16 protein-coding genes and 1 pseudogene are annotated in these 23457 nt (G+C 71.6%); 9 read left to right on the top strand and 8 right to left on the bottom strand.

Annotated elements, in window-relative coordinates; all coding sequences use genetic code 11:
• Positions 1 to 52: 52 nt before the first annotated feature.
• Positions 53 to 1273, bottom strand: a complete 1221-nt coding sequence (locus WS78_RS11050) for a CaiB/BaiF CoA transferase family protein (RefSeq protein ID WP_059583034.1) — start codon at positions 1271 to 1273, stop codon at positions 53 to 55.
• 1119 nt (positions 1274 to 2392) lie between these two features.
• Here WS78_RS11050 and alaS point away from each other — a divergent pair.
• Complete coding sequence (alaS, locus tag WS78_RS11040; protein WP_038751334.1) at positions 2393 to 5017, top strand: alanine--tRNA ligase; 2625 nt, start codon at positions 2393 to 2395, stop codon at positions 5015 to 5017.
• On the opposite strand, the gene WS78_RS11035 is transcribed toward alaS, so the two are convergent.
• Positions 4989 to 5339 carry a hypothetical protein gene (locus tag WS78_RS11035; protein ID WP_156437581.1) on the bottom strand — a complete coding sequence of 117 codons (351 nt, stop codon included), beginning with the start codon at positions 5337 to 5339 and terminating at the stop codon, positions 4989 to 4991. The two genes, alaS and WS78_RS11035, sit on opposite strands and share 29 nt — an antisense overlap.
• 79 nt (positions 5340 to 5418) lie before the next feature.
• Positions 5419 to 6385, bottom strand: a pseudogene (locus WS78_RS11030) (LysR substrate-binding domain-containing protein).
• Positions 6386 to 6519: 134 nt separating this feature from the next.
• Between WS78_RS11030 and WS78_RS11025 the strand changes: the two are divergent.
• The 3 genes from WS78_RS11025 to WS78_RS11010 all read left to right on the top strand — a co-directional run bounded on the left by WS78_RS11025 (position 6520) and on the right by WS78_RS11010 (position 11099).
• Positions 6520 to 8181, top strand: coding sequence for a YbfB/YjiJ family MFS transporter (locus WS78_RS11025; protein WP_059627728.1), 1662 nt, complete (start codon positions 6520 to 6522; stop codon positions 8179 to 8181).
• A 646-nt stretch (positions 8182 to 8827) separates the two neighbouring features.
• Complete coding sequence (locus WS78_RS11015) at positions 8828 to 10408, top strand: trypsin-like peptidase domain-containing protein (protein WP_059583051.1); 1581 nt, start codon at positions 8828 to 8830, stop codon at positions 10406 to 10408.
• A 154-nt stretch (positions 10409 to 10562) separates the two neighbouring features.
• Positions 10563 to 11099 (top strand): NUDIX domain-containing protein, encoded by a 537-nt coding sequence (locus tag WS78_RS11010; RefSeq protein WP_038751328.1) that lies wholly within the window; start codon positions 10563 to 10565, stop codon positions 11097 to 11099.
• 133 nt (positions 11100 to 11232) lie between these two features.
• On the opposite strand, the gene WS78_RS11005 is transcribed toward WS78_RS11010, so the two are convergent.
• Entirely contained in the window at positions 11233 to 11568 is a 336-nt protein-coding gene (locus WS78_RS11005; RefSeq protein WP_038751326.1) for a YbjQ family protein, read from the bottom strand.
• A 215-nt stretch (positions 11569 to 11783) separates the two neighbouring features.
• Here WS78_RS11005 and WS78_RS11000 point away from each other — a divergent pair, with 215 nt between their 5' ends.
• From WS78_RS11000 to WS78_RS10975, 5 genes are all read left to right on the top strand, one after another.
• On the top strand, positions 11784 to 12932 hold the full coding sequence (locus WS78_RS11000) for an iron-containing alcohol dehydrogenase (RefSeq protein WP_038751325.1): 1149 nt from the start codon (positions 11784 to 11786) through the stop codon (positions 12930 to 12932).
• A 205-nt stretch (positions 12933 to 13137) separates the two neighbouring features.
• Positions 13138 to 13590, top strand: coding sequence for an acyl-CoA thioesterase (locus WS78_RS10990; protein WP_059583054.1), 453 nt, complete (start codon positions 13138 to 13140; stop codon positions 13588 to 13590).
• A 4-nt stretch (positions 13591 to 13594) separates the two neighbouring features.
• Positions 13595 to 14530, top strand: coding sequence for a branched-chain amino acid ABC transporter permease (locus tag WS78_RS10985; RefSeq protein WP_038751321.1), 936 nt, complete (start codon positions 13595 to 13597; stop codon positions 14528 to 14530).
• The gene (locus WS78_RS10980; RefSeq protein WP_059583060.1) at positions 14523 to 16739 is read left to right on the top strand and encodes a branched-chain amino acid ABC transporter ATP-binding protein/permease; all 2217 of its coding nucleotides are present in this window, start codon (positions 14523 to 14525) and stop codon (positions 16737 to 16739) included. The genes WS78_RS10985 and WS78_RS10980 overlap by 8 nt, the downstream gene beginning before the upstream one ends.
• The gene (locus tag WS78_RS10975; RefSeq protein WP_059583064.1) at positions 16736 to 17440 is read left to right on the top strand and encodes an ABC transporter ATP-binding protein; all 705 of its coding nucleotides are present in this window, start codon (positions 16736 to 16738) and stop codon (positions 17438 to 17440) included. Before WS78_RS10980 ends, WS78_RS10975 begins: the two co-directional genes overlap by 4 nt.
• 223 nt (positions 17441 to 17663) lie before the next feature.
• Here the strand turns inward: WS78_RS10975 and iolB are convergent, their stop codons facing one another.
• Genes iolB through WS78_RS10955 form a run of 4 tightly spaced genes read right to left on the bottom strand, consistent with a single transcriptional unit; the run spans position 17664 to position 23448 of the window.
• Positions 17664 to 18467, bottom strand: a complete 804-nt coding sequence (iolB, locus tag WS78_RS10970; protein ID WP_059583069.1) for a 5-deoxy-glucuronate isomerase — start codon at positions 18465 to 18467, stop codon at positions 17664 to 17666.
• Positions 18468 to 19421 carry a myo-inosose-2 dehydratase gene (iolE, locus tag WS78_RS10965; protein WP_052145134.1) on the bottom strand — a complete coding sequence of 318 codons (954 nt, stop codon included), beginning with the start codon at positions 19419 to 19421 and terminating at the stop codon, positions 18468 to 18470.
• Complete coding sequence (iolD, locus tag WS78_RS10960) at positions 19418 to 21433, bottom strand: 3D-(3,5/4)-trihydroxycyclohexane-1,2-dione acylhydrolase (decyclizing) (RefSeq protein WP_059583192.1); 2016 nt, start codon at positions 21431 to 21433, stop codon at positions 19418 to 19420. Before iolD ends, iolE begins: the two co-directional genes overlap by 4 nt.
• The gene (locus WS78_RS10955) at positions 21430 to 23448 is read right to left on the bottom strand and encodes a bifunctional 5-dehydro-2-deoxygluconokinase/5-dehydro-2-deoxyphosphogluconate aldolase (protein WP_059583072.1); all 2019 of its coding nucleotides are present in this window, start codon (positions 23446 to 23448) and stop codon (positions 21430 to 21432) included. The genes iolD and WS78_RS10955 overlap by 4 nt, the downstream gene beginning before the upstream one ends.
• Positions 23449 to 23457 lie beyond the last annotated feature (9 nt).

The following is a 23457-nucleotide window of genomic DNA, read 5'->3' as shown; positions in this document are numbered from 1 at the left end:
CGCGGGCGCACAATCGAAGCCGCGCGCCCGCCATCGCACCCATGCGCCGCGCTCACACGACGCGCTTGTCCCTGAGCGCCGCGATCGCCGCGTCGCCGTAGCCGAGCATGTCGCGCAACACCGCGTCCGTGTGCTCGCCGAGGAGAGGCGGCGCGCTGCGCGCGTCGGGCGGCGTCTCGCTCATCCGGATCGGGTTGCGCACGAGCTTCACGGTCGCGCCGCTCGGATGAGGCAGCTCGACCTGCATGCCGCGCGCGCGCACTTGCTCGTCGTCGAACACTTCGTCGAGATCGTTGATCGGCCCGCACGGCACGCCGAGTGCCTCGAGCGCGTCGAGCCATTCGCGTTTCGTGCGCGTCTTCGTCATCTCCGCGATGATTGGCACGAGCGTGTCGCGATGGCGCACGCGCGCCGGGTTCGTCGCGAAGCGCTCGTCGTCGGCGAGCGCCGCGCGGCCGCCCGCCTCGACGAACTTGCGGAACTGCCCGTCGTTGCCGACCGCGACGATGATCCAGCCGTCGCTCGTCTCGAACGTCTGGTAAGGCACGATGTTCGGATGCGCGTTGCCCCAGCGCACGGGCGGCTTGCCGCTCGCGAGGAAGTTCGTGTTCATGTTCGCGAGGAGCGCGACCTGCACGTCGAGGAGCGCCATGTCGATGTGCTGGCCGCAGCCCGTGCGGTCGCGGTGCGCGAGCGCGGCGAGGATCGCGATCGCCGAGTAGAGGCCCGTCGCGAGATCGGCGATCGCGACGCCCGCCTTCTGCGGGCCGCCGCCCGGCAGGCCGTCGCGCTCGCCCGTGATGCTCATGAAGCCGCCCATTCCCTGGATGATGAAGTCGTAGCCCGCGCGGTGCGCATACGGGCCCGTCTGGCCGAAGCCCGTCACCGAGCAGTAGACGAGATCGGGCTTCACGGCTTTCAGCGATTCGAAGTCGAGCCCGTATTTCGCGAGCTGGCCGACCTTGTAGTTCTCGAGCACGACGTCGCATTGCGCGGCGAGCTCGCGGACGATCCGCTGGCCCTCCGGCGTCGCGATGTCGACCGTCACCGAGCGCTTGTTGCGGTTCGCGGCGAGGTAGTACGCGGCTTCGCGGGTGTCGGCGCCGTCGGGCGTTTTCAGGTACGGCGGGCCCCAGTGCCGGGTGTCGTCGCCGCTCTCCGGGCGCTCGACCTTGATCACGTCGGCGCCGAGATCGGCAAGCGTCTGCGCGCACCACGGGCCCGCGAGCACGCGGCTCAGGTCCAGGACGCGGATATGGCTGAGGGCTCCCATCTTCGTTCAGTCTCCTCTGTTGGTGGTGCCATCGATCGGCGCGCGGCCCAAGGGCGTCGCGCCGATCGGGGCGCGGCCGCGCGGGCGCGTGTCCGGTTGGTCGTCTCCCGCCGCATCTTAAAGCGATTCGGGTGCGGCTGTCGCGAAGGCGGGCGGCGCGAGGGCGGCGGCGGGGCCGGATGCAGGCGCGCGCCGCCGCCGCGAGCGCCCGCGGCGCGGTTGTGACCGCTCGCCGCGTGGCGCTGCTTCGGCGGAGCGGATTGGGGGCGAGGTTCCGGCGCGGCTTGGGTGCGGTCTCGATGCGGCCCCGATGCGGCTTCGATGCGGCTTCGATGCGCTCGGTCGAAAGCCGACGAGATGCCGATGTGAACGTGTTGCGACGTCGAGCGAGAGCCGGCGGGGCGCTCGAGCACGGCGCTCGAGCGCTCGGCAACGGCTTCGAACGGTGCAATGGCCTGCTCATGGCCGGGAAGCCGGCAACGGCCTCGAAAAATGGCTCCGAATGGCTCCGAACGGTCGGTAATGGCGCGGCGGCCGGGCGTCTTTCGGGGGTGGCCGCGGCATGATTGTCGGCGTGTCGGGCGTATCGTCCACATTGGGTTCGACGCGTCGCCATGCGGCCGTCGCGGCGCGCTCGTATCGCGCGCGATCGTTCGGCTCGACCGGACTCGCCGGTTCTGGTCCCGGTCACGGCCGAGTTCAGCTCGCCGCGGCTCGACTCGGCCTGGCCGGTTGGCCCAACCCGTCGCCCCAAACCCGTCGCCCCAAACCCGTCGTTCGAGCCCGGCCGCGTGTTTCCGGCGTGGATTTCGCGTGCTTTGCCGGCCGTCCTCGACTAGCGCGTCGGACGTTTCCGGACCGCGACGATCTTACGCCGAGTCGGCCGCGTCGCCCGCTGCCGGCCCTCGACGCCGTCCACGGAACGTTCGCCCAACGCCCGCCCCAACGCCCACCCCAACGCCCACCCCAACGCCCACCCCAACGCCCACCCCAACGCCCACCGGCCGCGAGCGGGGATCTATCCCGTATAATTGATCGTTTCAGAATCCAGCCGCCGTCCGCCGAGTCGAAGCGGCCGGCGCTCAACCCAGTTTTGGCCTGACCCCGTCCCCGCACGCTATGAAAGCCGCCGAAATCCGCGAGAAATTCCTCAAGTTCTTCGAATCGAAGGGCCACACGATCGTCCGCTCGTCGAGCCTCGTCCCGGGCAACGACCCCACGCTGCTCTTCACCAATTCGGGGATGGTGCAATTCAAGGACGTGTTCCTCGGCGCCGAGACGCGCCCGTACTCCCGCGCGACCACCTCGCAGCGCAGCGTGCGCGCGGGCGGCAAGCACAACGACCTCGAGAACGTCGGCTACACCGCGCGCCACCACACGTTCTTCGAGATGCTCGGCAACTTCTCGTTCGGCGACTACTTCAAGCGCGATGCGATCCATTACGCGTGGGAACTGCTGACGACCGTCTACGCGCTGCCCGCCGACAAGCTCTGGGTCACCGTCTACCACGACGACGATGAGGCGTACGACATCTGGGCGAAGGAAGTCGGCGTGCCGGCCGAGCGGATCATCCGCATCGGCGACAACAAGGGCGCGCGCTACGCGTCGGACAATTTCTGGCAGATGGGCGACACGGGCCCGTGCGGCCCGTGCTCGGAAATCTTCTACGACCACGGCCCGGACGTGTGGGGCGGCCCGCCGGGGTCCCCCGAGGAAGACGGCGACCGCTACATCGAGATCTGGAACCTCGTGTTCATGCAGTTCAACCGCGACGCGCAGGGCAACATGACGCGCCTGCCGAAGCCGTGCGTCGACACCGGCATGGGCCTCGAGCGGATCGCGGCCGTGCTGCAGCACGTGCACAGCAACTACGAGATCGACCTGTTCCAGAACCTGATCAAGGCGTCGGCGCGCGAAACGGGCGTGGCCGACCTCGCGAACAATTCGCTGAAGGTGATCGCCGATCACATCCGCGCGTGCTCGTTCCTGATCGTCGACGGCGTGATCCCCGGCAACGAAGGCCGCGGCTACGTGCTGCGCCGGATCGTGCGCCGCGCGATTCGCCACGGCTACAAGCTCGGCCGCAAGGGGGCGTTCTTCCACAAGCTCGTGGCGGATCTCGTCGCCGAGATGGGCGTGGCCTATCCGGAGCTGAAGGAAGCCGAGCAGCGCGTGACCGACGTGCTGCGCCAGGAGGAAGAGCGCTTCTTCGAGACGATCGAGCACGGGATGTCGATTCTCGACGCCGCGCTCGGCGAGCTCGACGCCGCGGGTGGCAAGACGCTCGACGGCGAACTCGCGTTCAAGCTGCACGACACGTACGGCTTCCCGCTCGATCTGACGGCCGACGTGTGCCGCGAGCGCGGCGTGACGGTCGACGAGCCTGCGTTCGACGACGCGATGGCGCGCCAGCGCGAGCAGGCGCGCGCGGCGGGCAAGTTCAAGGCGGCGCAGGGCCTCGACTACTCGGGCGCGAAGACGGCCTTCCACGGCTACGAGGAAATCGCGTTCGACGACGCGAAAGTCGTCGCGCTGTACGTCGACGGCGCGTCGGTCGACGCCGTGAAGGCGGGCGAGAGCGCGGTCGTCGTGCTCGACCACACGCCGTTCTACGCGGAATCGGGCGGCCAGGTCGGCGATCAGGGCGTGCTCGCGAACGCGGCCACGCGCTTCGCGGTCGCCGACACGCTGAAGGTCCAGGCCGACGTGATCGGCCACCACGGCACGCTCGAGCAGGGCACGCTGAAGATCGGCGACGTCGTTCGCGCGGAGATCGACGCCGAGCGCCGTGCGCGCACCGCGCGCAATCACTCGGCGACCCACCTGATGCACAAGGCGCTGCGCGACGTGCTCGGCTCGCACGTGCAGCAGAAGGGCTCGCTCGTCGACGCGGACAAGACCCGCTTCGACTTCGCGCACAACGCGCCGCTGACCGACGACGAAATCCGCCGCGTCGAGGCCATCGTCAACGAGCAGGTGCTCGCGAACGCGCCCGGCATCGTGCGCGTGATGCCGTACGACGACGCGGTGAAGGGCGGCGCGATGGCGCTCTTCGGCGAGAAGTACGGCGACGAAGTGCGCGTGCTCGATCTCGGTTTCTCGCGCGAGCTCTGCGGCGGCACGCACGTGCATCGCACGGGCGACATCGGCCTCTTCAAGATCGTCGCGGAAGGCGGCGTCGCGGCGGGCATTCGGCGCGTCGAGGCGATCACGGGCGACAACGCGGTGCGCTACGTGCAGGCGCTCGACGCGCGCGTGAACGCGGCGGCGGCGGCGCTGAAGGCGCAGCCGTCCGAGCTGATCCAGCGGATCGGCCAGGTGCAGGATCAGGTGAAATCGCTCGAGAGGGAACTCGCCGCGCTGAAGTCGAAGCTCGCGTCGAGCCAGGGCGACGAGCTCGCGCAGCAGGCGGTCGAAATCGGCGGCGTGCACGTGCTCGCCGCGACGCTCGACGGCGCCGACGCGAAGACGCTGCGCGAGACCGTCGACAAGCTGAAGGACAAGCTGAAGAGCGCGGCGATCGTGCTCGCGGCCGTCGACGGCGGCAAGGTGAGCCTGATCGCGGGCGTCACGGCGGACGCGAGCAAGAAGGTGAAGGCGGGCGAGCTCGTCAACTTCGTCGCGCAGCAAGTGGGCGGCAAGGGCGGCGGCCGGCCGGACATGGCGCAGGCGGGCGGCACCGAGCCGGCGAATCTGCCGGCGGCGCTCGCGGGCGTCAAGGGCTGGGTCGAAGCGCGGCTGTGACGCGGCCGGGCGGCGCGACGAGATTCGGCTCGCCGTTCTCGTCGCGACGGCGGCCGCACGGCGGCGGCGGGTGACGCGATTTCGGGGGCGTATCGGCGCGGTGCGCGGTGCGCCCGCGCGGCGGAACGCGGGCTTGGACGATGAGCTTGCGGCGATGCCGGCGCGCTTCGCTTCTTCGACTTCCGCGAGCGTCGCGGCAAAAATCGGATGATCGAACGACCGAAACGGTCCAATCGGCTTGCGCCGGCTGGGCCGTTTTGCTTTCGGGTTCGATGACGGGCGCGGCGGTGCGCGATGCGCGCATGGCGTCGGCGCGCGTCATGTCGCGTTGCCTCGCCTCGCGTTGCGTGATGCAGCGCCGCCGCACGGCGAGCCGGCTATGCACGCGCGCATCGCGCACGTCAGACGGCCAGCGTTTCGTCCGCCGTGCCGCGCCGCGTGCGCCCGCGCGTGGCCTTCGCCGTTTCGTTCGTCGCGATGTCGGTTGCGTTCGCCGCCGCGGCCGCATCGCGCAACGCGTCGCGCAACGCGGCGAGCGCCGCCGAGAAATGCCCCTGACGCCAGACCAGCATCGTGTCGATCGGCGCGATGTCGTCGATCGGATGCACGCCGAGGCTGTCGGGCTCGCGCTGGACGGCGAGCACCGAGCGCGGCGCGACCGCGACGCCCGCGCCCGCCGCGACGCACGCGACGATCGCGTGATACGAACCGAGCTCGAGCACGCGCCCGGGCTTGAGCCCGTATGCGGCATACCAGCGCTCGACGCAACCGCGGTACGCGCAGCCGCGCTCGAACGCGACGAGCGTCGGCAGCAGCACGTCCCGCGGCGTGCGCACGCGCGGATGGCCGCGCGGCGTCAGCAGCACGAGTTCCTCGGTGAAGGCGGGCGCGGTCTCGAACGGCTCGCCGAGCGCCTCGGAGCCGGCCGGTGTCGCAACGAGCGCGGCGTCGAGCTCGAATTCGCGCACCAGGCTGATCAGCTCGCCGGTCGTGCCGGTGACGAGCTCGAGCGTGACGTCGGGCCACGCCTGATGGTAGCGCGCGAGAAAAGCGGGCAGACGGCTCGCCGCGGTGCTTTCCATCGCGCCGAGCCGCAGCCGGCCGCGAGGGCGGTTCTCGCGGACCGCGTGGCGCGCCCTCGTCGGCGAGCGCGAGCAAGCGCTCCGCGTACGGCAGCAGCGTTTCGCCCGCGGGCGTCAGCACGAGCCGGCGGCCGTCGCGCACGAAAAGCGGTGCGCCGAGCTGTTCCTCCAGCTGCTTGATGCGGGTCGTGACGTTCGACTGCACGCGATTGAGCTTCGCGGCCGCGCGCGTCACGCCGTTCTCGCGCACGACCGCGCGAAAGATCGCCAGCGCCGCCAGATCCATGATTCTCTCCATGGGATGGATCGAATCTCAATTATTCATTTTTCGAGAACGGTTGGTCAAGCTAGCATCGATTCGATTTTGGCTAATCCGCGACGCTTCCGACCCCTCGAATCGGCCGCGTCGCCCTCGAAACGATGCGCTCCCTTTCTCCTTCACGCGGCGCGGCCGGCGCGCCCGACTATCCATTCTCCGGCGAGCGCGCGGCGCGCGACGCGGCGCTCGCCTGTGCGGCGGCGCTCGCGGTCGCGCTCGGCGTCGGGCGCTTCGCGTTCACGCCGCTGTTGCCGCTGATGCTCGCGGGCGGCGAGCTCGACATCCGGCACGGCGGCTGGCTCGCGTCCGCGAACTACGCGGGCTATTTCGTCGGCGCGATGACCTGCGCGCGCATCGCCGTCGATCCGGCGCGGATGGTGCGCGCCGGGCTCGCGGCGACGGTCGCGCTGACGCTCGCGATGGGAGTCGCGAGCCCGTTCTGGGTGTGGGCGCTCGTGCGCTTCGCGAGCGGCGCGGTCAGCGCGTGGACGTTCGTGTTCGCGTCGCAGTGGGGCCTGAGGCGCGTGGCCGAGCGCGGCGCGCCTGCGTGGGGCGGCGTGATCTATACCGGGCCGGGGATCGGGATCGTCGTGACGGGGCTGATCGGCTCCGCGTTGGCGGGGCAGCGTGCGGCGTTCGGCTGGATCGGGTTCGCGGCGGCGTCGGCGGTGCTGTCGGCGATCGTGTGGCGCGCGTTCGGGGCGACGGGGCGCGACCCGATGCGCGATGCGGACGGCGGGCGTCTTCGTCGCGGGGCGGAAATCGCGGGCGATGGGGGCGGCTTGGCAGAGGCGGGCGGTCGGGCCGAGACGAGGTGCGCGGTCGAGCCGGCCGGATCGGCCGACGCCATTCGAGTGGGTTCGGCGTACGGCGTGCCCGATGCGCGTGACGTATCCAACGCGCCCGATACGCCCGATGCGTCCAACGCGTCCAACGCGTCCAACGCGTCCAACGCGTCCAACGCGTCCAACGCGTCCAACGCGTCCAACGCGTCCAACGCGTCCAACGCGTCCAACGCGTCCAACGCGTCCAACGCGTCCAACGCGTCCAACGCGTCCAACGCGTCCAACGCGTCCAACGCGTCGACAGCGGCGGCCGCAAAGAATTTCGCGTCCGCGCAAATTCCCGGCAAGCGCGGCGCGCTCGCCGCATCGGCCGCAAGCGCGCCGCACGCGTGCACCGCCGCCCGGCGCGATGCGTTCTGGCTCGTCTTGCTCTACGGCCTGCCCGGCTTCGGCTACATCATCACCGCGACCTTCCTGCCGGTGATCGCCCGCGCCGCGTTGCCCGCGCACTCGCCGTGGCCCGATCTGTTCTGGCCGACGTTCGGCGCGGCGCTGATCGTCGGCGCGCTGGTCGGCGCGCGGCTGCCGAGCCGCTGGGACAATCGCCTGCTGCTCGCGGTTTGCTGCGCGGTGCAGGCGGCCGGCGTCGCGCTCGGCATCGTCTGGCCGACGGCGCCCGGATTCGCGTTCGGCAGCGCGCTCGTCGGCTTGCCGTTCACCGCGATCACGCTGTTCGCGATGCGCGAAGCGCGCCGCTTGCGCGGCGAGCGCGCGGCGGGCCTGATGGGGTATGCGACCGCGTCGTATGGCGTCGGACAGATTGCCGGGCCGCTGGCGGCCGCGCCGCTCGCCGCGCGCGCGGGAACCTTTTCGCCGGCGCTCTGGCTCGCGTCGGCGGTGCTGCTCGTCGGGGCGGCGGGGTTTGCAGCGGTAGCGGCGAGTTCGCGCGCGACGACGCACGGCCGCGACGTCGCATGAGCGCGCGACTGGCGATGGCGCGATGAAGCGGTTGCGGGCGTTCGAGCACGCCTGCTGCATCGACGCGCTCGACGTGCTCGACGTGCATCGTGCGTTGCGTCGTTGGGAGCGCGCGCCGCGTGCATTGCCGAGCGTCGCCTTTCCCGCGTCGAATGCGCGGCCTCCGCCTCTGCCGCCTCTGCCGCCTCCGCCGCCTCCGCCGCCTTCGCCGCCTCCGCCGCCGCGTCGCCGCGCCGCGGTGCTGCACGATTTTTTGTCGAGCCGCGTCGCGACGGTCCGTGTTGAGGCATCGTCGCTTGCCGCTTGCCGCTTGCCGCTTGCCGCGCATGGCGCGCGCATCCTGCGCATCGACCGGAGCGCGCCGCGCGCGCCGAATGACCGCCGCAATCGATCGTCATCGAGCTTGCGCGCCCACGCGGCGCGTTCCGCCGCTTCCACTTTTCTCGATGCGCTCGCCGCGCATCCAACGAGCATCCGACGCGCATCCGACGAACGTGCGTCGCAGGCCGCGGCGAATTGCGAATATCGTGAAAGCACGGACTGCCGGCCGTCGGCCGCTATGCAATAATCAATTCACCAGTGCGTGCTAGTCCTTTGCGCGCCGCGCAACGGGCCCCTGGCATAACGACTGCCTTGGAGGTGCACTGTGTCTCGTCAAACGCTTGGCCGCGCCCTGATTCACGCTGCAGCGATCGGGGCGGTGCTTGCGGGCTTTGCCTGCCTGCAGCCGACGGAGATCGCAGCGGGCACGTTGCCGCAAACCCTGAAGGCGAAGCGGATCGCGCAGACGGGCCCTGCGGGGCCGATCGATTTCCCCACGCTCGTCGAGCGTTACGGGCCCGCCGTCGTGAACGTGAGCGTGCCGGCGCAGGAGCCGCAGATGTCGGCGTCCGGCCTCGAGGCGCTCGACCCCGACGATCCGTTCTTCGCGTACTTCAAGCTCTCCGCGATGCAACCGCCGACGTCCCAGGACAACGCGCCGCGCGCGATGGCGGGCGCGGGGTCCGGTTTCATCGTCAGCCCGGACGGCATCATCCTCACGACCGCCTACGTGGTCGGGCAGGCGACCGAGGTGACGGTCCGCCTCGTCGATCGGCGCGAGTTCAAGGCGCGCGTGGTGGCGCTCGACGACCAGAGCGACGTGGCCGTGCTGCAGATCGATGCGACGAAGCTGCCGACGGTGCGGCTCGGCGACTCGTCGCGGGTGCGCGTCGGCGAGCCGGTGCTGACGATCGGCGCGCCGGACGGCGCCGCGAACACGGTGACGACGGGCATCGTCAGCGCGACGTCGCGCACGCTGCCGGACGGCGGCAGCTTCCCGTTCTTTCAGACCGACGTGACCGGCAATCTCGACAATTCGGGCGGCCCGGTGTTCAACCGCGCCGGCGAGGTGATCGGCATCGATGTGCAGATCTACGGGAGCGGCGACCGCAATCCGGGCGTGACGTTTGCGATTCCGATCAATCTGGCGGTGAAGGTGCGCACGCAGGCGATGCAGGCGCAACAACAGGCTCAGCTGCAGGCGCGGCAACAGGCCCAGCAGCAAGCCCAGCAGCAAGCCCAACAGCAAGCCCAACAGCAGGCCCAGCAGCCGCAGTACGCGGCGCAGCAGAACGGGCTCGGCGTCGACGTGCAGGACGTCGGCCCGGGGCTCGCGGCGGCGTTCGGTTTGCCGCGGTCGGCGGGCGCGCTCGTCAACGCGGTCGAGCCGGGGTCGCCCGGGGCGGCGATCGGTTTGAAGCCGGGCGACGTGATCGTGCAGGTTGGCGACAGGCCGGTCGGCCGTTCGTCCGAGTTCGCCGGCGACGTGGCGGCGCTGCCGCCCGGCGCAAGCACGCCGATCAGGCTGGTGCGCAACCGCGCGCCGATGACGCTGAGGCTCGGATCGGGCCCGGCGGCGGGCGCGGCGGCCGCCGGTTCGTCGGGCAGCGCGAGCGCCGGCCGAAGCGAAGCGGGCGGAGCGGATCGCCTCGGCCTGACGATGCATCCGCTGACGGACGACGAGCGCCGCTCGACGGGGTTGCCGGTCGGGATGGTGGTCGACGCGGTGCGCGGACCGGCGGCGAACGCGGGCATCCAGCCGGGCGACGTCGTGCTGGAGTTCAACGACACGCTGATCGAGACGCCGGACATGGTGCCTGCGTTGGAGGCGAAGGCGGGAAAGGTGGTCGCGGTGCTGATACAGCGCGGCGGCGAGCGCAAATTCGTGTCGGTCAAGGCGAGGTAGCGCCGATGCGGGGAGTGCGTGCCGCGCCGGGCGCGTCTCGATCGTCCAAACTCGCTAGAATTGGGCCTTCCCGACCCAAAAAAACGGCAGGACTCGCGCGCCGCGCCCGACGTATCCGAGCGAGCGGGCAAAGCCGCCGGCCGATCCCCGACAAATGACCACCGCAGACTACCGATTCTGTCCTCGCTGCGCGCGAGCGCTCACCGAGCGCGTCGATTCCATCGAGGAGGGCGGCCGCGTGCGCCGCGCGTGTCCCGACGAAACCTGCGGCTATGTCCATTGGAACAATCCGGTGCCCGTCGTCGCGGCGATCGTCGAATACGAAGGCAAGATCCTGCTCGCGCGCAACGCCGCGTGGCCCGAAGGCGTGTTCGCGCTCATCACCGGCTTCCTCGAGCGCGGCGAAACGCCCGAGGCGGGCATCGCCCGCGAAGTGCGCGAGGAGACGTCGCTCGACGCGGAATCGGTGAAGCTCGTCGGCGTTTATGAGTTCATTCGCAAGAACGAATTGATCATCGCGTATCACGTGCGCGCGAACGGGACGATTCGCCTGTCGCCGGAGTTGCTCGAATACCGGCTCGTCGATCCGCCGATGCTGCGGCCGTGGCGCGCCGGCACCGGCCAGGCGCTCGCCGACTGGATGCGCGCGCGCGGCCTCGACTTCGAAATCGTCGAGTTCCCCGGCCAGTAACGAAGCACGGAAACGGATTGGGCGCCGCGGCGGGCAAGCGGGGGCAGGCGACGAACAAGCCACGGACAAGCGGCGAACAAGCCACGAACAAGCGGGCCGCGCCGGCGCGGCCCGCCGCCCCGGGCGGTCGGCGTCAGCCGGCGCGCGCCGCCTGCACCGCCGTGCCGTAGCACAGCACCTCGGTCACGCCCGACGCGATCTCGGTCGCGTCGTAGCGCATCCCGATGATCGCGTTGCCGCCCATCTGCCGCGCTTCTTCGACCATCCGCTCGTAGGCCTCCCGCCGCGCGCGCTCGCACAGCGACGTGTAGAGCGAGATGTTGCCGCCGAACAGCGTTTGAATCGACGCGCCGAACGTGCCGACGATCGAGCGCGAGCGCACGACGATGCCGCGCGCGACGCCGAGCGAGCGTTCGATCCGGTAGCCCGGAATGTCGAAAGCGGTCGTGATGAGCTGCGGATCTGCCATGATGTTTCCTCTTCGATGTGAAAATAACCTTGCGCCGCGCCTCTTGGAATTTGCCGCAATCTATGCTTTTCTGTGCGGCACGCCCCGCGTGCGCCGCGCCCGGCGTCGCATGTTCGCCCGGACGAAGGCCGCTTGTCCAGCGCCGGGCGGCGCATCGGCCGCGCGCGAACGTGCCGCCCGGCGATTTGAACGAGCGCGACCGAAGGAGACTTCCCGTGGCCTACATCTATTACCTGACGCACATTCATCTCGGCGACGACGCGCTCGCGATGCTCAAGGCCGAATGCGCGCGAAGCGGCATCGCGCGCCCGCTCGTCGTGACGGACAAGGGCGTCGCGGCGGCGGGGCTCGTCGATCGCGCGCTGGACGCGCTCGGGGCGGGCGCGCTGCCCGTGTTCGACGATACTCCGTCGAATCCGACCGAAGCCGCCGTGCTCGCCGCCGCGGCGCGCTACCGCGACGAAGGCTGCGACGGGCTCGTCGCGGTCGGCGGCGGCTCGGCGATCGATCTCGCGAAAGGCGTCGCGATCGCGGCGACGCATCCGCTGCCGCTCGCGCGATACGCGACGATCGAAGGCGGCAGCGAGCGGATCACCGCGGCCGTCGCGCCCCTCGTCGCGGTGCCGACGACCTCGGGCACGGGCAGCGAGGTCGCGCGCGGCGCGATCCTGATCCTCACCGACGGCCGCAAGCTCGGTTTCCATTCGTGGCACCTGCTGCCGAAGGCGGCGATCTGCGATCCGTCGCTGACGCTCGGCCTGCCGCCCGGCCTCACGGCCGCGACCGGCATGGACGCGATCGCGCACTGCATCGAAACGTTCCTCGCGCCGGCGTTCAACCCGCCCGCCGACGGCATCGCGCTCGACGGCCTCGAGCGCGCGTGGGCGCACATCGAGCGCGCGACGCACGACGGCGGCGACCGCGCCGCGCGTCTTGCGATGATGAGCGCGTCGATGCAGGGCGCGATGGCGTTCCAGAAGGGGCTCGGCTGCGTGCATTCGCTGTCGCATCCGTTGGGCGGCGTGAAGGTGAACGGCAAGACGTCGCTGCATCACGGCACGCTGAACGCGGTCGTGCTGCCCGCGGTGCTGCGTTTCAACGAAAGCGCGGCGAGCGTGGTCGCCGAGCGCCGCTATGCGCGGATGCGCCGCGTGATGAATCTGCCCGAGCGCGCGGATCTGCCGCAGGCGCTGCACGACATGACCGCGCGCCTCGGCCTGCCGACGGGACTCCGGCAAATGGGCGTCGACGAGCGCGTGTTCGAGCACGTGATCGAAGGCGCGCTCGTCGATCATTGCCACAAGACGAATCCGCGCGTCGCGACGGCGGACGACTACCGGCGCATGCTCGTCGAATCGCTGTGACGGCGCCGCGCGCGGTTTCGCCGGCATCTTCTGCGGCGTGTCCGCGGTTGCGTTCGTCAGCGCGTTCACCGGCGATTCCGGGCGACGCGGCGACGCCGCCCGATCGCGCAGCCGCCGCCTCGCCGTCGCGCCGCCTCGCCGTCGCGCCGCCGTGCGGCCATCCTCAACCCATCGTCAAGCAACCGTCCTTTCGCATCGCGCCGACATGTCCTCAGCCAAACCCGTTCCGCTGCCGCGCAGCGCCTACCGCCATTTCCTGCCGATCACGACGCGCTGGATGGACAACGACGTCTACGGGCACGTGAACAACGTCGTCTACTACAGCTACTTCGACACGGTCGTCAACGAATACCTGATCCGCCGCGGCGTGCTTGACGTCGAGCACGGCGAGACGATCGGCCTCGTGGTCGAGACGCAGTGCAACTACTTCGCGCCGCTCGTGTTTCCGCAGCGCGTCGAAGCGGGGCTGCGGGTCGCGCGGCTCGGCTCGTCGAGCGTGCTCTACGAGGTCGGCCTGTTCGCCGACGGCGACGCGTCGGCCGCCGCGCAAGGGCATTTCGTGCACGTGTACGTCGATCGCGCGACGCGCCGTCCGGTGCCGCTGCCCGAGCCGTTGCGCGCCGCGCTCGCGCCGCTTGCCGCGCCGCAGGCGGCCTGACGCGGTGCAGTCGATCGTCGTCAATCTGCTGAACGGCCTGAGCTACGGGCTGTTGCTGTTCATGCTGTGCGCGGGGCTCACGCTGATCTTCAGCATGCTGGGCGTGCTGAACTTCGCGCATGCGAGCTTCTACATGCTCGGCGCGTATGCCGGCTACGCGATTGCCGCGCGCACGAGTTTCTGGGTCGCGCTCGTCGCCGCGCCGCTCGTCGTCGGCGCGCTCGGCGCGTTGTGCGAACGCGCGCTGCTGCGGCGGGTGAGGGCGAGCGGCCATCTCGACGAATTGCTGCTCACGTTCGGGCTCGCGTATCTGATCGCCGAGGGCGTGAAGCTCGTCTGGGGGCTCGCGCCGCTCGCCGCGCCCGTGCCCGCCGCGCTCGACGGCGCCGCGTTCACCGTCGACGGCGCGGTGTTTCCGCGCTATCGCGTGTTCATGATGATCGTGTCGGTCGCGATGCTCGGCGCGTCGTGGGCGATGCTGCGCGTGTCGCAGACGGGGCTCGTCGTGCGCGCGGCGCTCACGCATCGTGCGGCGGTCGAGGCGCTCGGCCACGACGTGCCGCGCGTGATGACGCTCGTGTTCGGCGCGGGCACGGCGCTTGCCGCGCTCGCGGGCGTGATCGGCGCGCCGCTCGCGGTGATCGAGCCCGCGATGGCGCAGACGCTCGGCTCGGTCGTGTTCGCGGTGATCGTGATCGGCGGGCTCGGCTCGCTCGCGGGCGCGCTCGTCGCGTCGCTCGCGGTCGGTTGCGCGCAGACGTTCGCGACGGCGAGCCGAGCGTCGCTCGGCGACGCGGGCGAATGGGCGGGCATCGCGTTGCCCGACGCGTGGCGCGCGCTGACGCTCGCGCAGCTCGCGCCGCTGATTCCGTATCTGCTGCTCGTCGCGGTGCTCGCGTGCCGCGCGCGCGGCCTGCTCGGCGAGCGCGACGATGTCTAGCGTGGCCGTGCGAAGCCGTCTGGCCGTCGCGCTGCCGTGGCTCGCGCTCGTCGCGCTGCTCGCCGCGCCCGCGCTCGCGTGGCCGCGCGGCTGGGTGCTCGGCTATCTCGCGCAGACGGCCGCGATGATCGTGCTCGCGCTGTCTTACAACCTGCTGCTCGGCACGACGGGACTGCTGTCGTTCGGGCATGCGGCGTTCGCCGGGCTCGGCGCGTTCGCCGCCGCGCACGGGTTCAATCGCTACGGCCTGCCGCTGCCGCTCGTGCCGCTCGCCGGCGGCGTCGCGGGCGCGGGCTTCGGCGCGCTGTTCGGCTTCATCGCGACGCGGCGCGCGGGCACCGCGTTCGCGATGATCACGCTCGGGCTCGGCGAGCTCGTCGCGGCCGCCGCGTGGAGCGTGCCCGACTGGTTCGGCGGCGCGGGCGGCGTGTCGATCGACCGGGCGAGCGGCCCCGCGCTCGGCGCGTGGGATTTCGGCAAGCCGGCGCAGGCGTATGCGCTGATCGCGATCTGGTGCGTCGTCGCGGCGGCCGCGATGCGCGCGCTCGTGCGCACGCCGCTCGCGCGGCTCGCGAACGCGGTGCGCGACAACCCGGCGCGCGTCGCCGCGCTCGGCACCGATCCGCGCCGCGTACGCTACGCGATGGCGATCGCGGCGGCGTTTTTCGCGGGCGTGTCGGGCGCGCTGACGCTGATCGACGTCGAGGTCGCCACGTCGGAGAGCGTCGGCATGCTGCGCTCGGGCGCGGTGCTGTTCGCGGCCGTGATCGGCGGTGCGACGAGCTTCTTCGGGCCCGCCGTCGGCGCGGTGCTGCTGACGTTCTTCAGCGTGTTCGTCGCGAGCGTGTCGCGCGCGTGGCTGCTGTATCTGGGGCTGCTGTTCGTCGCGGTCGTGCTGGCGGCGCCGGGCGGCGCGAGCGGCTGGCCGCGCGCGCGGCGCGAGGCGCGGCGGCGCGGCGGCGCGCGCTTCGACTGGCGGCGCGAGCTGCTCGGCGCGCTCGCGGCGCTCGCGGGCGGCGTCGCGATCGTGTTCGTCGTCGAGCTCGCGTATGCGCTGCGGTTCGCGCAAGACGACGCACGGCGCGCCGTCATCGGGCTCTGGCGGTTCGATGCAGGCGCGCCGCTAGGCTGGGCGGTCGCGGCGGCCGCGGCGGCGATCGGCGCGGGGTTCGCGCAGGCGGCGCGGCGGCGCGGCGCGAATCGTGCTCGTGCGGATCTCGCGGATCGCTTCGATCGCGTGATTCGCGCGAATGCCTCGGATGATTCGAATGCTCGGGACATCGATGCGGCCGGCGCGCCCGGCATGCCGTACGCGAGCGGCGCAGCCGGCGCAGGCGGCAAGGCGAGCGCGCTTGCGCCCCGTGCGGCGGTTGCCTCCGACGACGCAGCCGCGCTCGCAGCCCGCGCCTCGGCCGCCGCGGCCGATCCCGAGCGCGCGAGCGCCCACGCGGCGACCGCGCCTGCCGCGTTGCGCCTGACGAACGTCGGCAAGTCGTTCGGCGCGACGCCGGTTCTCGTCGGCGTCGATCTGACGATCCGCGCCGGCGAGCGCCATGCGTTGATCGGCCCGAACGGCGCCGGCAAGTCGACGCTCTTCAACCTGATCGCGGGCGCGCTCGCGCCGACGCATGGCCGCATCGAGCTGAACGGCACCGATCTCGGGCGGCGCGGCCCGCATGCGGTCGCGCGCCTCGGGCTCGCGCGCAGCTTCCAGCAGACGAGCGTGTTCGCGCGGATGAGCGTCTACGACAACCTGCGCTGCGCGGCGCTCCATGCGCCGCGGCAGCGCCGCCGCTGGCGCAACCGGCTCGCGGGCGCCGCCGAGATCGATCGCGCCGCCGACGCCGCGCTCGCGTCGATCGGCCTCGCCGCGCATCGCGACGCGCTCGCGGGCAGCCTGAGCTACGCGGAGCAGCGCGCGCTCGACGTGGGCCTCGCGCTCGCGAGCGGCGCGTCGGTGTTCCTGTTCGACGAGCCGACGGCCGGCATGAGCCGCGAGCAGGCGCGGCGCACGATCGCGCTGATCCGGCGCGCGACGGCGGGCAGGACGGTGCTGATGATCGAGCACGACATGGACGCGGTGTTCGGCTTCGCCGATCGCGTATCGGTGCTCGTGCGCGGCGAGCTCGTCGCGACCGGCGCGCCCGCGGCGATTCGCGCGAACGCGGCCGTGCGCGCCGCGTATCTCGGCGAGGCGTTCGAGCGATGAGCGCGTTGCTCGAACTGCGCGGCGTGCGTGCCGGATACGGCGCGCTGCCGGTGCTCGACGGCGTCGACCTGCGGATCGCGGCGGGCGAGGCCGTCGCGCTCGTCGGCCGCAACGGCTCGGGCCGCTCGACGCTCGCGAAGGCGGTCATCGGAATCGTGCGGGCGGCGGGGACGGTGCGCGTCGACGGCGTCGACGTCGCGGGCGCGCCGCCGTTCGAGATCGCGCGGCGCGGCGTCGGCTACGTCGCCGAGAGCCGCGACGTGTTTGCGTTGCTGAGCGTCGAGGACAATCTGCGGCTCGGCTTGCGCGGCATGTCCGGCGCGGCTGCGCGCGCGGCGCTCGCCGACGCGCGCCGGCGCTATCCGATGCTCGCCGAGCGCTGGCGGACGAAGGCGGGCGTGCTGTCGGGCGGCGAGCAGCAGATGCTCGCGCTCGCGCGCGCGCTGATCGGCGCGCCGCGCGTGCTGATCGTCGACGAGCCGGCCGAAGGGCTCGCGCCGCTCGCGGTCGAGCAGGTGCGCGCGTGTCTTGCCGACGCGAAGGCGCAAGGCGTCGCGCTGCTCCTGATCGAGCAGCGGATGCAGCTCGCGCCCGCGCTCGCGTCGCGCGTCGCGGTGATGGGGCGGGGGAGAATCGTCTACGACGGCGCGGCGAATGCGCTCGATGCGGGAATCGTCGAGCGTTGGCTGAGCGTTGGCTGAGCGTCGGCTGACGGGCGGTGGGGCGGACGGCCGCGTCGAACTCGCGCGAGCGGTTCGCCGATCTTGCGGCGTGAGCGGCGATCGCGCGCCGGCCGGCCGCCAAATGGCCGCCAAATGGCCGCCAAATGGCCGCCAAATGGCCGCCGATTGGTCTCCGGCCGGCCACCGAATGTCCACCGAATGTCCACCGAATGGCCGCCCGGCAGCCGCCGCGGTTTCGCCGTTACCGCCCGCCGCTCAGCAGCCACTCGTGCGCCGGATCGTTCTTGAAGTGCCACACGCGGCTCGGCCCGGCCATCACGTTCAGGTAGTACGACTCGTACCCGTATGGCACGACGACCGGGTGATAGCCGCGCGGCACCAGCACGACGTCGTGATCGCAGACGGCCATCGATTCGTCGATGTCGCGCGAATCGGTGTACACGCGCTGGAACACGAAGCCCTGCGGCGGATGCACGCGGTGGTAGTACGTCTCTTCGAGCGCGCTTTCGGCGGGCACGTTGTCGGTGTCGTGCTTGTGCGGCGGATAGCTCGACGAATGCCCGGACGGCGTGCGCACCTCGACGACGAGGAGCGACTCGGCGGGCTCGGTCTGCGGCAGGATATCGCAGACGTAGCGCGTGTTCGCGCCGCTGCCGCGCACCGAGCGCCGCATCTGCGACGGCTTGATGAGCCGCGCCGGATAGCGTCCGGCCGCGGGCGCGCTCGCGACGCCGAGCTCCGCGTCGCGCGACGCGCGCACGGCGACGGGTCGCATCGGCGGCAGGTACAGCGCGTACGGCGCGACGCCGTCGAACACGCTGTCGCGCGAGCCGAGCCCGGTCCAGCGGGTGCCGTCGTCCGCCTCGACGTCGACGGTGCCCGTCAGCACGACGATGCACATCTCGCGCGCGGCCTCGGCGAGCGCGAGCGCCTCGCCCGCCTTCAGCCGATACGCGGCGAAGCCGACGTGCTTCCAGTGCGCCGATTCCGGCGTGACGCGCGCGATCGACGCGCCGTCGGCCGCGCCCTTCACGAGCAGACTCATTTAAGCGGCCTCCTGGTCGACGGGATCGACGGGATCGACGGGATCGACGGGATCGACGGGCGGGAGCGGCGCGTCCACGAGCGCGCGCAGCGTCCGATAGCCCTTTTGCGCGTACGCGTAGCTCGGCGCGACGGCCGGGTCCTGCTCGGCCTCGACGACGAGCCAGCCGCGATAGCCGTGGCGCTTCAGCATGCCGACGATCGTCGGGAAATCGATCGCGCCGTCGCCCGGCACCGTGAACGCGCCGGCGATCACCGCGTCGAGGAAGCTCCAGTCGCGGTTGCGCGCGAGCCTGATCACGGCCGGGCGCACGTCCTTGCAATGGACGTGGCACACGCGGCCGATGTGCTTCGCGAGCTCGGCGACCGGATCGCCGCCGCCGAACGTCATGTGCCCGGCGTCGAACAGGAGGCCCACCGCGTCGCTCGTGCTCGCCATCAGCCGGTCGACGTCGGCCGGGGATTCGACGTATGCGCCCATGTGATGGTGATAGCCGAGCCGCACGCCCTGCGAGCGCGTGTAGCGCGCGAACGCGTCGACGCGCTCGGCGTACGCGTCCCAGCGCGCGTCGTCGACGAAGCGCGGGCGCTGGTAGAGCGGCGCGGGCGAGCCCTGGATCGTGCCCGCCACTTCGCCGTAGACCATCACGCTCGCGCCGTTTTTCGCGAGCAGCTCCAGGTGCGGGCCGACCGCGTCGATCTCTTCCTGCACGCCGCGCTCGGCGAGCCGGCCCGAATGCCAGCCGGACACGAGCGACAGATCGTATTGCGCGAGCAGCGCCTTCAGCGCCTGCGGCTCGCGCGGAAACTTGTTGCCGAGCTCGAAGCCTTCATAGCCGATCTCGCGGCCCTCGGTCAGCGCGACGGACAACGGCGTCTCGCCGCCGAGCGACGGCAAGTCGTCGTTCATCCACGACAGCGGATTGATGCCGATACGGATCTCGGGTGTGCTCATGTCGATGATTCCGGGGTAGAGGTCGAAGGCGAAGCGGGGGCCACGCCGGCGCGCGCGGCGAGCCGCCGCTCGTAGTTCGCGCGCGCGTCGCGCACCGCGTCGCGCGGCGACACTTCGGGCACCGCGACTTCCCACCACCATCCGCCGTCGGGCGTCGTGCGGGCGGGGTCGGTGTCGATGCAGATCACGTATGTGCGATCGGACGCGCGGGCGCGCGCCATCGCCGCTTCGAGCGCGGCGACGTCCGCGACGTGCTCCGCGTGCGCGCCCAACGCGCGCGCGTGCGCGGCGAAATCGATGCGCGGCGCGCCGAGCGGGCCCTGCACGCAGTCGTCGAACAGGTTGTTGAACGGCGCGCCGCCGCACGCCTGCTGCAGCCGGTTGATGCAGCCGTAGCCGCGGTTGTCGAGCACGACGACGACGAGCTTCGCGCCGAGCATCACCGACGTCGCGATCTCGCTGTTCATCATCAGATAGCTGCCGTCGCCGACCATCACGATCACTTCGCGCGCGGGTCTGGCGAGCTTCGCGCCGAGGCCGCCTGCGATCTCGTAACCCATGCACGAATAGCCGTATTCGACGTGATAGCCGCCCGGCGCCGCCGCGCGCCAGAGCTTGTGCAGCTCGGCGGGCAGCGTGCCCGCGGCGCACACGGCGATGTCGCGCACGGCCGAGTCGGGCGCCGAGCGCTGCACCGCGCCGATCACGTCGGCGTCGTACGGCAGCGCGCCCGCGCGCTGCGGCGCGTGCGTGAGCGCGTTCACCGCGTCGCGCCATTCGCTCGCGAGCGTGCGCGCGCGGGCCGTCCACGCGGCGTCGGCGCGCCAGCCTTCGAGGCGCGCGCCGAGCGCGTCGAGCGCGAGCCGCGCGTCGGCCTGCACGATCGACGCGCGGTGTTTCAGCGCATCGAATGCGTTCGCGTTGATGCCGACGACGCGCGCCTGCGCGAACAGCGTGTTCGAGCCCGTCGTGAAATCCTGCAGCCGCGTGCCGAGCGCGATCACGCAGTCGGCGTCGTTCGCGAGCGCGTTCGCGGCGGGCGAGCCCGTCACGCCGACGGCGCCCGCGTTCAGCGGATGATCCCACGGCAGCGCGCTCTTGCCGGCCTGCGTCTCGCCCACCGGAATGCCGTGCCGCTCGGCGAACGCGGCGAGCGCGGCCGCGCCGCCCTCGCTGTACAGCGCGCCGCCGCCCGCGACGATGAACGGGCGCTTCGCCGCGCGCAATTGCGCGAGCGCCGCGTCGAGCTCCGCTTCGACGGGCGCGGGCGCATGGAACGTGACGACGCGCGGCGCGAAGAACTCGGCCGGATAGTCGTACGCCATCGCCTGCACGTCCTGCGGCAACGCGAGCGTGACCGGGCCGCAGAGCGCCGCGTCGGTCAGCACGCGCAGCGCGCGCGGCAGCGCGCTCAGCAACTGGGCCGGGTGCACGATCCGGTCGAAATAGCGCGACACGGCCTTGAACGCGTCGTTCGCCGAAAGCCCGCCGTCGTGGAAATCCTCGATCTGCTGCAGCACCGGGTCCGGCGCGCGCGACACGAACACGTCGCCCGGCAGCAGCAGCACCGGCAGACGGTTCACGTGCGCGAGCGCCGCCGCCGTGACGAGGTTCGTCGCGCCGGGGCCGATCGACGTCGTCACGGCCATCATCCGGCGGCGCAAGTGCGCCTTCGCGTAGGCGATCGCGCTGTGCGCCATCGCCTGCTCGTTGTGCGCGCGGTAGGTCGGCAACGCGTCGCGGTGCTGATGGAGCGCCTCGCCGAGGCCGGCGACGTTGCCGTGCCCGAAGATCGCGAACACGCCGCCGAAGAGGGGCGCGCCGCCGTCGGCCCGGCCGCCGCCGCCGTCGCCGTCGTCGTTCGCCGCGATGCGCTGCGCGGCCAGATACCGCACGAGCGCCTGCGCGGCGGTCAGCCGGATCGTGCCGCGCGCGTTCGCGGCCGGATCGTCGATGATGTCGTTCACGCTGGAATCCCGTCGGGTTTCGTCATCCGTTGCTCTGCGATTCATGCGCAGGCTCCTAGGCGGCCGCGCGCCGCGCGCCGCGCGGCCGCGTGCCCGTCGCGCGCGCCGCTTTGCGCGCGCGCCGCGCGCCACGCGCCGATCAGCGTCTCGAACGTCCGCCGCACGCGCGCGATCAGCTCGGCGTCGCCGATCTCGCCGGCGAGCCACGCGCGGCTCGGCTCGTGGAAGATCGTGCGGCCGACCGTGAAGCCGCGGCACGTGGCGGACGCGGCCGCCGCCTTGAAGCCGTCGACGAGCTCGTCGACGGGCGCGGACAGGCCGAGCAGCACGACGCCGCGGCAGTGCGGATCGCGCTCGGCGATCAGCGCGTCGATCGCCTGCCATTGCGCGGCGTCGAGCGGCGCGAGCTTCCACCATTCCGGCTGGATGCCGAGGTTGTACAGGCGCTTGAGCGCGCGGTGCACGGTGTCGGCCGCCTGCGGCAGATCCGCGCGGCGCGGCGGGATCACTTCGAGCAGCAGCTCGTGGCCGCTCGCCTGCACCGCGTCGTACAGCGCGCGCAGCTGCGTTTCCTGCTCGATCCGCTGCTCGGCGGTTTCGTCCGGATGGTATTGAACGAGGCACTTCGCGACGTGCTCCTGCGGCCACGACACGAGCGTCGTGCCGATCGAGCGGCCGTGATCGAATTCGAGCGGCAGCGATCCGGGCAGCTCGACCGGGCGGCCGATCCACCAGCCGCGGCCCGTCGCGTCGTTGAGCGCGTCCTGGCCGTAGCGGTCGTCGATCAGCACGCCGATCCGGCCGGCGAGCCCGAGCTGCGCCTGCGTCTGCGCGACCGCCTCGACGAACAGGCGCTTGAGCGCTTCGATGCGCGCGACGCTCGCGCCCGTTTGCCGCGCGAGCTCGAAGAACTGATTGCGATGATCGAACGCGAAGCCGAGCACCTCGTCGCGCGGCGTGCGCGCGGGCGTCACGCGGTGCAGCCGCGCGAGCGTCGGATCGAGGTCGGGGCGGCGCATCCGCGCCGGATCGCGCTTCGCCTCGCCGAGGAAACGCGCGAGCTCGGCGGGCGTCGGCATCGCGGGCGAGCAGCCGTGCCGGGACACGACGAGCGCGCCGCACGCGTTCGCCGCGCGCGCCGCCTCGGCGAACGGCCGCCCGCGCAGCCATTGCGACAGGAAGCCCGACGCGAACGCGTCGCCCGCGCCGAGCACGTTCATCACCTCGACTTCGACGCCGCGGATGATCGGCAGCGCGTCGAGCGTCGCGGGCACGTCGCCGTCGACGATCGAGCAGCCGAGCGGCCCGCGCTTGACGACGAGCGCAGCGCTCGTCACCGCGCGCACCATCGCGAGCGCGTCGAGCAGCGCGTCCTTGCCGCCCGCGATGCGGAATTCCTCCTCGGTGCCGATCACGACGTCGAACAGCGGCAAGATCCGCTGCAGGTGCGCGGTCACGCCTTCGTTCGCGACGAAGCGCGTCTCGCCGTCGGCCTTGTCCGTCAGGCCCCACAGCACGGGGCGATAGTCGATGTCGAGCACCGTGCGCACCTGGTTGCGGCGTGCGTAGTCGAGCGCGCGGCGGCTCGCGCGCATCACCCGCTCGGTCGAGAAGTGCGTGCCGGTGATGAGAAGCGCCTTCGACGACGCGATGAACGCCTCGTCGAAGTCGCTTTCGTCGAGCGCCATGTCCGCGCAGTTCTCGCGATGGAAAATGAGCGGAAACGTGTCGCGATCTTTCAGGCCGAGCAGCACGAGCGCGGTGAGGCGCTCGGGATCGGTGCGCAGGCGGCTCGTGTCGCAGCCTTCGCGCGCGAGCGTCTCGAGCACGAAACGGCCCATGTGATCGTGGCCCACGCGCGAGAGCATCGCCGATTTGAGGCCGAGCCGCGCGCAGCCGAACGCGATGTTGCCCGACGAGCCGCCGAGATATTTCGCGAAGCTCGACGCATCCTCGAGCCGCGCGCCGATCTGCTGCGCGTAGAGATCGACGGCGACGCGGCCGATGCAGATCACGTCGAGCGGGCGATTCTGCGAAAGGGGGAGAGTAGGGAAAGTCATCGCGAGTCC

This window comes from Burkholderia savannae, from assembly GCF_001524445.2.
GTDB lineage: Bacteria > Pseudomonadota > Gammaproteobacteria > Burkholderiales > Burkholderiaceae > Burkholderia > Burkholderia savannae.
This window is presented reverse-complemented; position numbering and strand designations above follow the sequence as displayed.

Bases quoted from the DNA above. Each gene is read 5' to 3' on its own strand.
- WS78_RS11010 (WP_038751328.1), top strand. From the start codon at position 10,563: ATGACCACCGCAGACTACCGATTCTGTCCTCGCTGCGCGCGAGCGCTC.
- alaS (WP_038751334.1), top strand. From the start codon at position 2,393: ATGAAAGCCGCCGAAATCCGCGAGAAATTCCTCAAGTTCTTCGAATCG.
- WS78_RS11050 (WP_059583034.1), bottom strand. From the start codon at position 1,273: ATGGGAGCCCTCAGCCATATCCGCGTCCTGGACCTGAGCCGCGTGCTC.
- WS78_RS10955 (WP_059583072.1), bottom strand. From the start codon at position 23,448: ATGACTTTCCCTACTCTCCCCCTTTCGCAGAATCGCCCGCTCGACGTG.
- WS78_RS10980 (WP_059583060.1), top strand. From the start codon at position 14,523: ATGTCTAGCGTGGCCGTGCGAAGCCGTCTGGCCGTCGCGCTGCCGTGG.
- iolB (WP_059583069.1), bottom strand. From the start codon at position 18,467: ATGAGTCTGCTCGTGAAGGGCGCGGCCGACGGCGCGTCGATCGCGCGC.
- WS78_RS11025 (WP_059627728.1), top strand. From the start codon at position 6,520: ATGCGCTCCCTTTCTCCTTCACGCGGCGCGGCCGGCGCGCCCGACTAT.
- WS78_RS11035 (WP_156437581.1), bottom strand. From the start codon at position 5,339: ATGACGCGCGCCGACGCCATGCGCGCATCGCGCACCGCCGCGCCCGTC.
- iolE (WP_052145134.1), bottom strand. From the start codon at position 19,421: ATGAGCACACCCGAGATCCGTATCGGCATCAATCCGCTGTCGTGGATG.
- WS78_RS10975 (WP_059583064.1), top strand. From the start codon at position 16,736: ATGAGCGCGTTGCTCGAACTGCGCGGCGTGCGTGCCGGATACGGCGCG.
- WS78_RS11005 (WP_038751326.1), bottom strand. From the start codon at position 11,568: ATGGCAGATCCGCAGCTCATCACGACCGCTTTCGACATTCCGGGCTAC.
- iolD (WP_059583192.1), bottom strand. From the start codon at position 21,433: ATGAATCGCAGAGCAACGGATGACGAAACCCGACGGGATTCCAGCGTG.
- WS78_RS10990 (WP_059583054.1), top strand. From the start codon at position 13,138: ATGTCCTCAGCCAAACCCGTTCCGCTGCCGCGCAGCGCCTACCGCCAT.